12 protein-coding genes are annotated in these 14255 nt (G+C 51.7%); 4 read left to right on the top strand and 8 right to left on the bottom strand.

Going from position 1 to position 14255, the window contains the following annotated elements; translation table 11 throughout:
• Nucleotides 1-152 precede the first annotated feature (152 nt).
• From JW953_22460 to JW953_22480, 5 genes are all read right to left on the bottom strand, one after another.
• The gene (locus tag JW953_22460) at nt 153-2795 is read right to left on the bottom strand and encodes a PAS domain S-box protein (GenBank protein ID MBN1995467.1); all 2643 of its coding nucleotides are present in this window, start codon (nt 2793-2795) and stop codon (nt 153-155) included.
• An 11-nt stretch (nt 2796-2806) separates the two neighbouring features.
• Nucleotides 2807-4261, bottom strand: a complete 1455-nt coding sequence (locus tag JW953_22465; protein MBN1995468.1) for a PAS domain-containing protein — start codon at nt 4259-4261, stop codon at nt 2807-2809.
• Between the two features lie 109 nt (nt 4262-4370).
• Nucleotides 4371-5045: a response regulator transcription factor gene (locus JW953_22470; protein MBN1995469.1), complete on the bottom strand. Its 675-nt coding sequence runs from the start codon at nt 5043-5045 to the stop codon at nt 4371-4373.
• Entirely contained in the window at nt 5035-6114 is a 1080-nt protein-coding gene (locus tag JW953_22475; GenBank protein MBN1995470.1) for a hypothetical protein, read from the bottom strand. Before JW953_22475 ends, JW953_22470 begins: the two co-directional genes overlap by 11 nt.
• Nucleotides 6115-6284: 170 nt before the next feature.
• On the bottom strand, nt 6285-7925 hold the full coding sequence (locus JW953_22480) for a GAF domain-containing protein (GenBank protein ID MBN1995471.1): 1641 nt from the start codon (nt 7923-7925) through the stop codon (nt 6285-6287).
• A gap of 283 nt (nt 7926-8208) precedes the next feature.
• On the opposite strand from JW953_22480, the gene JW953_22485 reads away from it, so the two are divergent.
• Both JW953_22485 and JW953_22490 read left to right on the top strand, forming a co-directional pair.
• Nucleotides 8209-9096, top strand: a complete 888-nt coding sequence (locus JW953_22485; GenBank protein ID MBN1995472.1) for a co-chaperone YbbN — start codon at nt 8209-8211, stop codon at nt 9094-9096.
• A 24-nt stretch (nt 9097-9120) separates the two neighbouring features.
• The gene (locus JW953_22490) at nt 9121-10866 is read left to right on the top strand and encodes a GAF domain-containing protein (GenBank protein ID MBN1995473.1); all 1746 of its coding nucleotides are present in this window, start codon (nt 9121-9123) and stop codon (nt 10864-10866) included.
• Here JW953_22490 and JW953_22495 read toward each other — a convergent pair whose 3' ends face one another.
• Nucleotides 10867-11613, bottom strand: a complete 747-nt coding sequence (locus tag JW953_22495) for an ABC transporter permease (protein ID MBN1995474.1) — start codon at nt 11611-11613, stop codon at nt 10867-10869.
• Nucleotides 11610-12407 (bottom strand): ABC transporter ATP-binding protein, encoded by a 798-nt coding sequence (locus tag JW953_22500; protein MBN1995475.1) that lies wholly within the window; start codon nt 12405-12407, stop codon nt 11610-11612. The genes JW953_22495 and JW953_22500 overlap by 4 nt, the downstream gene beginning before the upstream one ends.
• Before the next feature lie 159 nt (nt 12408-12566).
• Between JW953_22500 and JW953_22505 the strand changes: the two genes are divergently transcribed.
• Complete coding sequence (locus tag JW953_22505; protein MBN1995476.1) at nt 12567-12722, top strand: PLP-dependent transferase; 156 nt, start codon at nt 12567-12569, stop codon at nt 12720-12722.
• Between the two features lie 3 nt (nt 12723-12725).
• Nucleotides 12726-12929 (top strand): PLP-dependent transferase, encoded by a 204-nt coding sequence (locus JW953_22510; GenBank protein ID MBN1995477.1) that lies wholly within the window; start codon nt 12726-12728, stop codon nt 12927-12929.
• A 323-nt stretch (nt 12930-13252) separates the two neighbouring features.
• Here JW953_22510 and JW953_22515 read toward each other — a convergent pair whose 3' ends face one another.
• Complete coding sequence (locus JW953_22515; protein MBN1995478.1) at nt 13253-13777, bottom strand: GTP-binding protein; 525 nt, start codon at nt 13775-13777, stop codon at nt 13253-13255.
• Between the last annotated feature and the right edge of the window lie 478 nt (nt 13778-14255).

Consider the following 14255-nt stretch of genomic DNA (forward strand, 5'->3'; position numbering starts at 1 on the left):
AGCCAGCGCCTCCACCCCATCGCCCACAACACTGAGATTGTTGTAAACTTTGCCCTCTTTGAAGGCTTCTTGCGTGAGCCGCACATCGCCGGGATTATCTTCTACCAACAAGATTTCAACAGGTTCGCCGGGTTTTGACTGGAACATAGACATTATTGACCTTTCATAGCCGGTAAGGTGAAGTAAAAGGTGGCTCCCGCGCCGGCCTGCGATTCTACCCAGATCCGTCCATGATGACGCTCGACAATTTTTTTGCACACTGCCAGGCCAATGCCGGTGCCGGAATACTCTTCCCGGTTGTGTAAACGTTGGAAGATGATAAAAATGCGTTCGGCGTACTCCGGTTCAAGGCCAATGCCATTATCGGCTACAGAAAAAAGCCATTCATCGGCCGCGCCGTGGTGATTTTTTTCTGCCGAAATGTGAATCCGGGGCGGTTCCTGGCTGCGAAATTTGAGGGCATTGCCAATTAAATTTTGAAAAAGCTGGGCCAGTTGTAAACTATCAGCCATCACTGTAGGCAAGGCATCACGGGTTATGGTGGCGCCACATTCCTGAATAACGGGTTGGAGATTACGCAGCGTATACTCAAGCGTAGCCTGGCAGTCGGTTGGGGCAAAATCTTTGCCCCGGGTACCCACCCGGGAATAGGCCAGCAGATCGTTAATCAATTGCTGCATGCGGCTGGCCCCGTCTACGGCGTAGGCAATAAATTCATCAGCATCGTTGTCGAGCTGCCCCCGGTAACGCCGCGCCAACAGTTGCACGTAGCTGGTGACCATTCGCAGCGGTTCTTGTAAATCGTGGGAGGACACATAAGCAAATTGTTCCAATTCGGCATTGGAACGGGCCAGTTCCTGGGTTTGCCGGATCAGGGCGGCCTCTATCTGTTTGCGTTCGGCAATTTCGTGGACAAGATCGGCGTTGGTTTGGCTGAGTTCAGCGGTGCGTGCAGCCACCCGGGCTTCTAATTCTTCATTTATTTTTTGTAAAGCTTCTTCCGCACGTTTGCGTTCGGTAATGTCGGTCATGATAGTGGCCCAGGTTTGGGGCTGGTCGTGTTCGTCACAAATCAGAAATATGGTTTGGTCAACCGGCACCGGGTCGTCACCGTTTAGGCGGCGCAAACAACTCTCGCCGCGCCATATTCCCTGCTCGGCGGCTACAAACAGACCTTCTTTTTCAACACGCTTTAACGCTTCCGGTGGGTAAAAATGGGCCAATGGCTGTCCAATCATCTCTTCTGGCGCATTATGGCCGGTCAATTGGGCGCCCGCCTGGTTGATGTAAATTACCAGGCGCTCTTCCAGGCTAATCAGGGCAATGAGGTTAGAAGCGTTTTCGATAATGGCCAATCGTTGGGCATTTTCTTCAAAAAGCCGGGCATTGGAAAGGGCAATGGAAAGTTGATTGGCTACAATTTGTAAGGTGCGAATCTCTTCCGGGTCAAAATGATCAACCAGCGAATGTTGCACATCGAGCACGCCAATAAGGCGCTGGCCGAGAAAGAGAGGAATGGCTGCCTCGGAGCGAGTGTCGGGCAGCAGCACGTTGGGCAGGTGATGGGGGTCCTGGCTAACGTTGTTGACGATGACCGGTTCAAGCGCGCGGGCCGCGCGGGCCACCAGGCTTTGGGTGGCTTGCAGCGGAATGGCATGGCCCTGCCGTTTCATTTCCAGGCCGGCCTGGCCGGTGCCTTCGCGCATTACCAGCAATGCTTCATCCTCGCCAAAAGGATGGGCGGATTGGGGAAAGGTTTTGTTGAACAGGTAAACGTGGGCGTGGTAATAACCAAAAACTTTTTGCAAACGATGCACAATTTCAGAGAGCAGAATATCCGGGTCCAACAGGGTGGTGAGTTGCCGGCCAAACTCATAGGCCAGGGCCTCACGCTGTTCCACTTGCTTACGTTCCAGGGCATTGACCAGCATTTCGGCCACAACTTTGAGCAGGTTGATTTCTTCAGTTCCCCAGGCTTTTTCTGTTTTTAACGTATCAAACCCAAAAAATCCAACCAGGCTGCCGCGATGAAGCATAGGAATATTGATAATGGATTGAATGCCCAGGGCCTGAAGTTTTGCTTGCGCCAGGCGGGCCTCATCCGGCAAATCAGCCACACGGGGCACGTGAATAATCTCCAGGTTCTTGATCTTTTGGGCAAACCAGGGAAAGTCGGCAAGCGCCAAACCCTGCAATTTTTGTATTTGCGGCTCAATGCCCTCGGCGCACCATTCGTGGGTATTATCCATTGAGTGCCCGTCTTCGGCCAAGATGAAGATGTAACTGCGGTCAACCCCGGCCAGTTGGGCAATGGTTTGCAGAGCCTGGTTTATGCCGTTATCAATCTCATCTGGAGTCAAATTGATGAAGTCCGTGGATAGCGCCGTGATAAGTTTTTCAAACTCTACGCGGTATTGCAGGGCCTGCTCAGTTTGTTTGTACCGGGTCACGTCGCGGGCAATGGCATAAATTAACTCTTCGGCGGGAAAGGAAGTAGCGTTCCACAAAAGCCATTTGATTGAGCCGTTTTTGCAGATATAACGATTCTCAAAGTAGATAGTTTCGCCCCTTCCTGTGACCAGCTTTGCCGTTTCAGCCACAGTGGCCTGGTGGTCATCGGGATGGACAAATTCAATAAAGGGTTTGGCCTTTAATTCCTCAAGCGTAAAGCCGGTTGTTTGCGCCCAGGCGGGATTTAAATGCTTAAAATAACCATCAAAACCGGCCACACACAGCAGGTCGAGCGAGAGGGTAAAAAAGCGAGCTTGTTTGGTCAAATCAAAATTGGCGCTCATATCCTTTGTATTCATTCACCGGTTTGTTGCGATAGTTCCAGTAACTCCCGGGCAATATTCTGCATCTGACTGAGCGTGCTGGCATAAGCCAGGCCGCCCGGCACGGTAGCCTGAAGCAGATCAAGGGTTTGGGTTAAAGTGGTAGTTAGAGTTTCAATTTGCGCCAATTTCTTTTTCATTTTAAGTTGGGCTGCAACAGCGCGGGCCATATCTTTGGCATAAGCCAGGGTTTGTTGATGGGCCACATCGGGCCGGTTGTCAATAGAAACATCTTTTAACCGGGTAATAGGCGGCAGCACCATACGAAAAACACTGCCCTGACCTAACTTGCTGGTCACCGTCAGTTGGCCGTTGTGTTGTTCTACCCCCTGCCGGGCAATGGTTAGCCCCAAACCCAAACCGCCCACGTTGCGGGTCAGATGTTCTTCAATTTGATAAAATTTATCAAAGATTTTTTCCAAATCGGTTTGGGGAATGCCAATACCGGTATCTTCAATTTCAATAATCGTTGCTTCTTCTTTATTATTATCTTTCACGTTTGGGGTTATGCCGGTCAGGGGCAAACGCTGCACTCTGATGATAATTTGCCCGCCCGGCTTATTGAAGATAACGGCGTTTTTTAGGAGTTGATAGATAACTTCACTTAAGATGAATTGGTCGCCGCGGATGGTCAGTAAGGGGGTTGGCAACTCAATATGGCAGGTGATGTCTCGGTCTTTTATTTGTTTATCTAAATATTTTATAGATTTTTGCAGAAGCCAGTTGACGTTGATGTCAACAATATGCAACCCATCCTGGGTATTCCGTTGGGCGGTGGCAAAATCTACCAGTTCGTCAATGATTGATTTCAGGCGTTCGGTTGATTCCAGAATCAGGTCTGAAATGTGCAGCACGATGGGGTCATTATACTCTTGTAAACTCTCGCGCAAGACGCTCACAAACCCCATCACGCCGCCCAGGGGGGTGCGTAATTCGTGCGCCGCAATGTTGACGAATTCGTCCTTTAAACCTTCCAGGCGTTTGCGCTCGGTGAGATCGTGAAAGATCAAAACCCAACCCGGCCCGCTGCTCAAGGCGGCCAAAGCCACCAACAAGGTGCGGGGCATTGGTGCGGTGATTTCCACTTCAACGCTGCCAAAATTGGCCGATCCGGCTTCAATGGCCTGGATTGTTTGTTGTAACGGTTCTGCCGGCAAAAAGTCGGTTAAGGGCCGGCCAATGTAATCATTTGTTTGTTCAAATAAAAACTGGAAGCGGGGATTGGCCTCAACCACTGTTAAATCGTTGTCAACCACGGCCAGAGCGTTGGGGGCAGTATCAAAAATGGCCTGCAATTTTTGGGTGGTTGTTTCCAACTCTTTGCGCCGGGTTTTCTCTTCGGCGTAGAGGCGGGCCAGTTCTTCGCCATACTTTTTGGCCTGGGCATAAGCCTGCTGCTCGGCCTGGTTTGAATTTTCGTCGCTCATTTTTATGCTCCCTAGGGGGGCGAATAGCAAATGAACAAATAGAATGGGCTGCCCCTCAATTTGTCATTTGCTACTTCACGCATGGCCATTAATCCTCCTTCCTCAGTCCTCACTCGTCTGCCCTGGCAATTAATTTTTGAAACGCCTGGTGGCGGCTGGTAGCGCCGACAATTTCGTAGCCGGTTTTGATATGGCCCCGGACGGTGCTTTCGGAAATGTGGAGGGCGTCGGCAATTTCAGAGGCCGACATGCCATCAATACAAAAAAGCCGCATCACCTGTTCCACGCGCCGGGTCAAATCCTCGTAGCGTTTCCCCTCGGGCAAGATTTCGGCGGGACGGTTGCCCAACAGGCCGCTCACTTTGCCAAAAATCAGCCGGGCCACCGACTCGGTAACTACAAAATTGCCCTCCTCGACGCGCTCAATGGCGCTGCCCAACCCTTCGGCCGCGTCATTTTTCCAGATATAACCGTCGGCCCCGGCTTGCATGGCTTTTAAAATTAACTCTTCGTCCCGGCTCATTGAAAAAATCAGGATGCCGATTTCGGGAAACGCCTGTTTCAGCGGGGCAATGGCTTGCAGGCCGCTTTCCTGGGCATGTTTGAAGTCCATATCTAACAGGATGATGTCGGGCAGGGTTTTGGCAGTTTTGAGTTTGGCCAGGGCCTCGGCCGGCTTTGAGGCCGAATCAATAACTTCGGTGCGTTCGTCTTTAGTCAGCAAACTGGTGGTGGCTTGACGAACAAAAAAATCGTCGTCAATAATAAAAACCTTAATTGACATTCGGTTTCTCCTGTTTTTTGGCCGTGGGCAATTTTAGGATAAAAGTTGTGCCTGCGCCCAATTCACTTTCCACTTCAATCACACCGCCATGCTGGTTGATAATGAGATGAGTGACAAAAAGGCCCAAACCGGAACCGGCTCCTTTGGCTTTGGTGGTAAAAAAAGGTTCAAAGAGAAGGCTGATATTTTCTGGAGGAATACCCGCGCCGGTATCTTTGACATGCACGGTCACAAATTCAGGCCCAATCTGGTCATCGGTTTCCTGGTGGTTTGAGACCAGGGTGATGATAAAATCGCCGCCCTTGGGCATGGCGTCAAAAGCATTAAGCATAAGATTGATAAACACCTGTTCCAGTTGGTCTGGCCGGCCCATTACCAGGGGCAGGTTTTTGGGCTGGCGCTGCTCAACGTTAATTCTCTGTTTTTTGATCCGGGGAGCAAATAGGGTAAATGTATTTTGGATTATTTTGCTCAGGTCCAGGGGCACCATTTTGGCCGGTTCGCTGCGGGAGGCGTCCACAAGCTGGCGCAGCATGTCCGAGGCGCGGTTGGCAATTTCGGTGATGTGGGTGGCGTATTCGGCCACTTCTGAATTTTTGTCGGCAGCGGTTTCTTTGTGAATCAGTTTGGCGTACATAAGCAGGGGCGTGAAAATATTGCCCAGTTCGTGGGCTACGCTGGCCGCAATGTGGCCCACGGTGGCCAATTTTTCGGCGCGAATCAGTTGCTGCGAGGTTAGTTCAAGCCGGCGTTGTTGTTCTCTTTTCTGGCGCATGGCCGTGATGAGGTCGCGAGCATATTGCATGGCCTGGGCATGGGCAATTCTTTGCACTTCATCGCCATCAAGAGCAGGCTTGGGCACGGCGCTGGGCCGGAGCGACAGCTCATCCAGCAACATTTGCAAGTCCATGTGTACCTGGAACAGATTGGCCAACGTATCTTCTTCGGCGGAAGACAGGCGCCCTTTGAGCGAGTCGGCCAGGTTAAGCAAGTGGTGATAAAGGTTTTGTACCAGGGCTTGCGTGTCTTTATAGCGGGTCTTTTCAATACTGTAATAATCGTTGTCCATTGCTCAACGGCCTTGTTAATTTTAGGGAGACCTTGCAGCTTATCGGTTTGGCGTCCTTTTTTTATCTGTTGAGCCCTGGTAAGCTTTTGGTTGCCTATCTGTTAATTATACCACATTCTCTACATAGATAAAGTGGTATAAATAGTCCAGAGTTTGGCCTATGATATTTTTTAGACCACTACTCGCCTTACCTGGTAAACTGTAATGGCCCGCTCTACGCCCTTGAATTGTAGTCCGGTGATAGGTTGGACTTCTACCGAGTTTTTGACCAGGTCATAAGTTTCTTGGCTGATGAACACCTGTCCGCCCGGGGTTACCCCACAAATACGTGATCCCAGATTGGCCGCCTTGCCAATTACCGTGTAATCGGCCCGTTGCGGGCAGCCCATCTCCCCCACAATCATTTCGCCGGTGGCAATGCCTACGCCAATAGGCGCGGCCTCAACTCCACGTTCACGCCAGATGTCCATCACAACCTGGTGGGCAGACTGCATCGCCAGTCCTACCCGAACCGCGCGTAAAGCGTGGTCTTCTTGAGGAAAGGGTGCGCCAAACAAGGCCATTACCTCGTCGCCTACAAATTTGTCCAGCGTGCCCTCATGCGAGAGAATGATTTCTGTCATCTGGCCCAGGTAGTGATTGATGAAGCCAACAAACAATTCGGGGTCGGTGTGCTCGCCCAGGCGGGTGGAGCCGCGAATGTCGGCGTAAAGCACGGTCAGCACCGAACGTTCGCCTTTCAAAAAGTCCACGTTAGGGTTGGTCAGTAACTTTTGCATAATGCGCGGGTCTACCGAACGGCCCAGCACCTGCCGCAGCCGGTGTTGTTCCAGGTTTTCAAAAATAGCGGTGTCCATCTGGCTGCCAATGGCGTTCAATAACCGGCAATCGTCGTAATCAAAACCTTGCGCGCCGTAGCGATTGCCCACGCCCAACACGCCGATAATTTGGTCGTTGAGAATGAGAGGAATGCACATCATCGAGTTCAGACCATCGCGCAAATCATTATGGCAGACCAATTCGGCCCGCCGGAGCGATTCGTTGGCTATCTGGTCCACCACCTGGTAATGGGCCGATACCCGGAAAAGGTCTTCGTCGGTGGCGGCGCGTAATTCCAGCCGTTTGCCGGCCCGGTCGTAGAGCATCACAAACCCCATCTCGGCCTGGATAACGCGGCACAATTCCTGGAGCACAATATTGAGCATTTCGTCAAAAGCAAGATTCTGGTCGCGGATGTGGTCTATCCGGTAGATGGTTTCCAACTCTTTAACCCGACGCTGCAACTCATGATAGGCATACCCCTGGATGACGGCTGAGTCGATCTGGTCTTCGGCTGTTTTGAGCAGCGCGATCTCAGCGGGGCTAAAAGGAGGTTTGGCGCGGGCCAGCAATAACGCGCCCAACCGTTCATGCTCGTTCATAATAATTGGCACGGCGGCCAACTGCAATTTGTCCCAGGATTGCTTCAGGTCTGCTGGCGGCAACACTTCGTCAGCCAGCCAGATGGTCACGCCATCAAGCTGGCTGGCCTGTTCCGCCAATTCCCGGGTAATAACTTGTTGCAACCGCCCCAATTGTTTGCTGCGGTTGTTAACGGCCTTTAATTCCGGTTTGCCGGTTTCTTGATCCAGCAAGACCAACAAACACAGATCGGTTTGCAATTCATCGGCCAGGATATTGACAATACTGGTCAGCATAGCCGCCGGTTCGGGAATGGTGTCTCGAATATGGTCAATGGCAAAAGTTAGCTTGAGTTCTTTCTGAGTCAGTTCCAGTTCGGCCTGTAAAGCCTTGAGGTCTTTTTTGCTCATCCCGTTTTCTCCTTGAGATGATTTGCCCTTTTATTGGGGAAGTGAATGCTCAATCCCACCCCTGAAGCATTGGATAGGAACCTTGTTGAAACATCATAACTTCTTTATAGTTATGCGGTGGGGGTATCCTCCATATCGTAAGGAATATTTTTAAGATTGTCAAGCTTTTTAAGTAGGATTTCAGTCCCAGCCGGCCAGGGGCCATCTGCGGCCCGATTAATGAAATTCCAGATTGTCGGTAAACTCTTTTTGAGGTACAATCTTTCTCTGGAGAAATTGGATAATGTTGAGAAAGGATAAGATGTTAAGGTCTACGCCTGCCACTTATGTTGTTGAGGTTGACGAACAAACGTTTGCCGCCGAAGTAGTGGAACGTTCCCAAACCACGCCCGTGGTGGTTGATTTTTGGGCGGAATGGTGCGGCCCTTGCCGGATATTGGGGCCGGTGCTGGAAAAACTGGCCGCCGAATATCGGGGCGCTTTTATTTTAGCCAAAGTGGATGTAGATCACAATCCCAATCTGGCCAGACAATACGGCGTGCAAGGTATCCCGGCCGTTAAGGGCTTCTTAAATGGTCAGGCGGCCGGCGAATTTACCGGCGCGTTGCCCGAACCTCAGGTGCGTAATTTCATTGAGCAGTTGCTGCCCTCTACCGCCGACTTGTATGCCCGCCAGGGTTACGAGTGGGAAACAACCGGCCAACCGGCCATGGCCATTGAAAATTACAAGGCGGCTCTGGCCGAACAACCCGATCACTATCCGGCCATGTTGGGCCTGGGCCGCGTTTTGTTAAACCAGGGCCGGATAGAGGAAGGGTTATCGGTTTTAGACGGCATCCCTGCCGGCGCGCCGGAACGCACCGAGGCAGACGCGCTGGCAGCCACAGTGCAATTTCAACACGAAGCCGCCGGTTACAACGAGCCTGATTTGCGGGCCAAACTGCTAGCTAACCCGGCTGATGTGGCCAACCGTTACCGGCTGGCCAGCCTGTTGGCCGCAGAAGAAAGATACCTTGAGGCGCTGGAAGAGTTTTTAGAGATTGTGCGTTCTGACCGGCAGTTCCGGGACGACGGCGCGCGTAAAGCCATGCTGTCCCTGTTTACCATCATCGGTGAAGACGACCCGGCGGTCAGAGAATATCGCCGGAAGTTGGCCAATGTGCTCTTTTGAAAGTTGAAGGGCTTTGAGACCGCGATGGACAAAGACCGGTTAAAGATATTGCTGGTTGACAATAACGAAGACGATTATATTCTGACCCGGGATATGCTCGCCGGCATCAAAAGTATCCAGTTTGATTTAGATTGGGCCGCCACCCATGCCGACGCCTGGCAGCAGATTACGCTCAACCAGCACGACGTTTATCTCATAGATTACGTGCTGGATGAAAAGGATGGCATAGACCTTATCCGCAAAGCCATTGCCCAGGATTGTCGCGCCCCTTTGATTTTGCTCACCGGATATAGTAATCACCAGATAGATCTGGCCGCCATGCAGGCCGGGGCGGCGGATTATTTGGTGAAACAAGAAATTGATGCGGCTTTGCTGGAGCGATCTATTCGTTACGCCATTGAGCGCAACCGGATGGAAGAGGCATCGCGCCAGGCCCATGCAGAATTGGAAAAGGGGGTTAATGAACGGACGGCTGAACTATCAAAAGCCAATGAGCTTTTGAAAGAGGAAATTGCCGAACGCCAACGATTAGAAAAACAGATTCAAGAAATGTTAAAACGCCGCGCCCGCCAGGTGCAAACCGTCACCGAGGTAGCGCAAGAGATTGCGGCGGTTCCTAATTTGGACGATCTGTTCCAGCAGGTGGTCAATTTGGTGCAAGCCCGCTTTGGCTACTATCACGCCCACGTGTACACCCTGGAGAATGGCGATTTGGTGATGCAGGAGGGCACCGGCGAGGCCGGCCGGAAGATGAAGGACGCCGGCCACAAAATTCCCCTGGCCGCCACCAAAAGCTTGGTGGCTCGCGCTGCTCGCACCGGCAAGCCGGTTTTGATTACCAACGTTTTGCAAGAACGAAGCTGGTTGCCCAACCCTTTGCTGCCCGAAACAAAGTCGGAGTTGGCGGCCCCTATCAAATTGGGAGAGCAGGTGTTGGGGGTGCTTGACGTGCAAAATGATACTATAAACAGCCTGGATGAAGAGGACCAAATATTGCTTATGGGTTTATGCGGCCAAATTGCCGTAGCCATTAATAACCGTCGTCTGGAAGCCAGACGGCGGGAGGCGGAGGAGGCCCAACGAAAATTGATGGAAGAATTGGATGCCTTTGCCCACACCGTAGGCCATAACCTGCGCGATACCCTGGCCCTGATTATCGGTTATACCGATTTATTAAAAGAGCATGCCCGGCTGCCGGACGAGCTGCAAGAATATCTAAATGCCGTGGCCCGTAACGGGCGAAAAATGAGCACGGTGATTGAAGAATTGGAATTGTTGGCCGGCATCCGCAAGGCCAAAGTAGAATTAAAACCGCTCAATATGGCCCGCATTATTGCCGAAGTATTGCAGCGATTGGCCTATTTAATTGAAGAATACCAGGCCGAGATTACGGTTTCTGAATATTGGCCGGTGGCGTTGGGGCATACTCCCTGGGTGGAAGAAATATGGGCCAATTACGTTAGCAATGCCTTAAAGTATGGCGGACGCCCGCCCCGGTTACAATTGGGCGCCACTGAACGCTCTGATGGGATGATCCGCTTTTGGGTGCGCGATAATGGCCCCGGCTTGACGGAAGAAGAACAGGCCCATCTCTTTACCGAATTCACCCGTCTCACCCGGACTCGCGCCGGGGGATATGGCCTGGGCCTATCCATTGTGCGGCGGATTGTAACCAGATTTGGCGGCCAAATAGGCTGCGAGAGCAAAGTAGGGGAGGGCAGCGTGTTTTACTTCACCCTGCCCAGCGTTAACAAGGCGCGGGAAACCTGATCATTGCCGCTCATCCTCGCGCCACGGGGCCAGGCGCCGGTCCAGGGTGTCAATTAAAAAGTAAAGCATCAACCCCAACAGGCTCATGGCCAATACCCCGGCATACATTTGAGCATACCGCAAAGCGCCCCAACTTTCTACCAAAATGTAATATCCCAGGCCGGAAGTGGTGGCAAAACTTTCGGCAAAAAAAAGCACCGCAATGGCCGTGCCCACACTGATACGCAGCGCGGTTAACACGGCGGGGATGGTGGCCGGAAAATAAACAAAGCGGAATAACGCTCGCCGCCCCGCGCCAATGGACCGCACCGACAGGATCAATTCCGGGCGCAGTTGCGCCGCCTCATCCCGCACCACTACCAAAATTTGAAAAAACAGAATAATGCCAATAATAAAAATTTTGCTCATATCGCCCGCGCCCAGCAAAATAAGAATGATGGGCAAAAACACAATCTTGGGGATAGGATGGGCGATGTAGATCAGGGGCGAGAAAAGTTTGTTCAGGGTTGGCGTTTGGCCCAGCCCCAGGCCAATGGGCACGGCCACCAGCACGGCCAAGCCAATGGCCGCCACGACCCGCCAGGCTGAAACCAGAAAGTGGCGGCCCAGGCTGCCCCAGATTTGTTGAACAAAAACCACCATCACTTCAATGGGAGGAGGGAACACATGCCGATTGAGCAGCATCGCCAACCCTTGCCAGATGATAAAAGTGGCGACCAGCCCGATGAGCAACTCCCGCCATTTCATGCCGTTGGTTCCCCCAGCAACTCCCGCAGCCGATTACAACGCCGGAAAAATTCGGCCTGCTCTCGAAAGTGAGGTGTCCCGGCCAGTGGATTATCAACCACAATGGCCTCGGTGGTGGGTGGTTGCGCCAGCACCAAAATCTTCTGGCCCATAAAAACGGCCTCGTCAATATTGTGGGTAACGATGATCGTGGTCAAGTTGCGTTCGGCGCGTAGCTCCAGGGTGAGCCGCTGCAAATCTTCGCGGGTCAGGGCGTCCAACGCCCCAAAAGGTTCATCCATCAGCAGTAAATCGGGGTTGAGAACCAGCGTGCGGGCGATGGCGGTGCGCTGGCGCTGGCCGCCGGAAATTTGATTGGGATACTGTTGGGCCACGTGGTTGATGCCCAATCGTTCCAGCCAATAGTTCACCCGCTTCTTTTTATCGGTCAGGAGTTCGTCTACCGGCGTGTGTTTGCCATCCGGCCCATAAAAACGGCGGATGTCCAGGCCCAGGGCCGCATTATCCCACACCGTGGCCCAGGGCAACAAGCCATAATCCTGCAAGATAAGCCCGGTCCTGGGGCGAGGCCGGAGGATAGGCCGGTTGTCTATCAATACCTGGCCGCCGGTGGGCCGGCGTAGCCCGGCAATCAGGTAAAGTAGCGTACTCTTTCCACAGCCGCTGGCCCCAATGATGGCCCAAATATCGCCGCGCCGGACCTGCCAGGAGAAGTTTTTAAAAATGGTCGCCCCGCCGGGATAGGCAAAGGTGATACTGTTTAGATTGATGATGGTTTCCGCCAGATCAGCCATAATGTTTAAATATCATATATGAGACTTGATGGTGGGGCAAGTTTGTTGCGGCCTTCACAACCGCCTTTTAAATCAGAAATTGTATTAAGCTTGGCTCACCCTGCAATTTTTAGAAGCGCTCTCCCTGCGCCTGGAGCGGCACAGCACCAATGCCCAAAAGTGGCCAAGTTTTTGGCCGATCATCCCCCGGTGAAACACGTCAATTATCCCGGCTTGCCGGATCATCCGCAGCACCACCTGACTAAAAAACAAATGAAGGGAGCAGGCGGCTTGCTTTCTTTTGTGGTTCCCGGTGGTATGCCGGGAGCAGCGTAGGTGGTGGACAAACTGCAACTGGTGATTCACGCAGTTACGTTTGGCGCCGGCCGGACCATCCGCATGCATCCGCCCACCATCACCCACGAACACCTGACCCCCAAAGAGCGAGTCGCTGTGGGGATAGATGATGGGCTTATCCGTCTTTCCATAGGTTTGGAAGACCCCGCGGACATTATTACTGATCTGAACCGGGGCCTCACTTGAACAATAAATATGAGGGTGAGGGGTCAGTTTTCTGCTCAAAAATTCTGGTAAAGCCTACTTTTTACGTCAATTGACAGGCCAGATGCCCTTTAGTATACTATCTGCCGGCAAAGAGAGATAAATATGGGCGAGTCGTTACGGAATTTATTAGTTGATGATCACGTTTTATTTCAAAAAGGGATTGCCTCGTTGCTGAAAGGGTGTAAAAATATGGTGGTGGTGGGTGAGGCCGGGGACGGCTGTGAGGCTGTGTTGCGGTCCATGCGGTTCGGAGCAGAGTGGTTGAGGAGGAACGTAGGTGAACTTGATTTGGGGGCGGGTCTCTAGGCAGCTTCAATCATGGTGACCAGGCGTTTGACCACTGCCTGGACAGATTGTTTATCGGTGGCGATGCAGGGGACAAGGGGCTGCTGCTGGGGGAGTTGGAGCCGTTTTCTGATCTCGGCGTTATTTAAACCTTTGCAATCAGCTTTGTTAGCCACCAAGAGGTAGGGGACCTGGCTGCGGTTTCTAAACAAGGTCAGTAACTCACCGGCTTGCTTCAGCGCCTTTCGGTCGCTGGTGTCAATCAGAAAGATAAAACCGTGCATGCCATCGGCCAAAAGGTCATGCATAAAATCAAAACGGGCTTGACCGGGGGTGCCAAACAAATGGACCTTCAAATCACCATTAAGCTTGACCTGCCCGTAATCTAGGGCCACCGTGGTGGTTGGTTTCACTCTGGCTTCGGTTTTGAGCTGGGTTGCTTTATCGGTATTGGCTGTCACCAGATCCGAGAGGGTGTTGACGAAGGTAGTTTTTCCGGCATTAAACGCGCCGGTGACCACGAGTTTGTAGAGTTTTGCCATGGGGCCACTTCCTCTCAATACTGCCTATTTCACCATTATAGTAATATGGTATAATATTTATGTAAAGTTGTCAATTTATTGACAATTTAATACATCTGAGTACCTGGCGTAATTCAACTTGAATTGAGAACAGCCCGTGACGCCCGAACAACGCGCGCCAACACATTGATTAACAACTTACCTTGTTGAGTATAAACAAATAGGGTCGCTATTAGCCCATTAGAGCTAACAAAAGATAGCTCTATTTTTTTGCAAAAGCACCCGGATGAGTATAGGCAAGCACGGGGTAAAGATGATAAGATATAAGGGAAGAAAGGATTCACTTGCTCAACTATTGGAGCAAAAGGGATTGGTTGGGCTTCTGATCAATGGGGTGATTTTGGTGGCTTTGTAATTACTCGACTTTTGCAGTGACATAAGATTTAACATTAACAAGAAAATATGGGATAATAAAGGTCAAGCTAATCGGTATTCAAAT

The organism is Anaerolineae bacterium (genome assembly GCA_016931895.1).
Classification (GTDB): domain Bacteria; phylum Chloroflexota; class Anaerolineae; order 4572-78; family J111; genus JAFGNV01.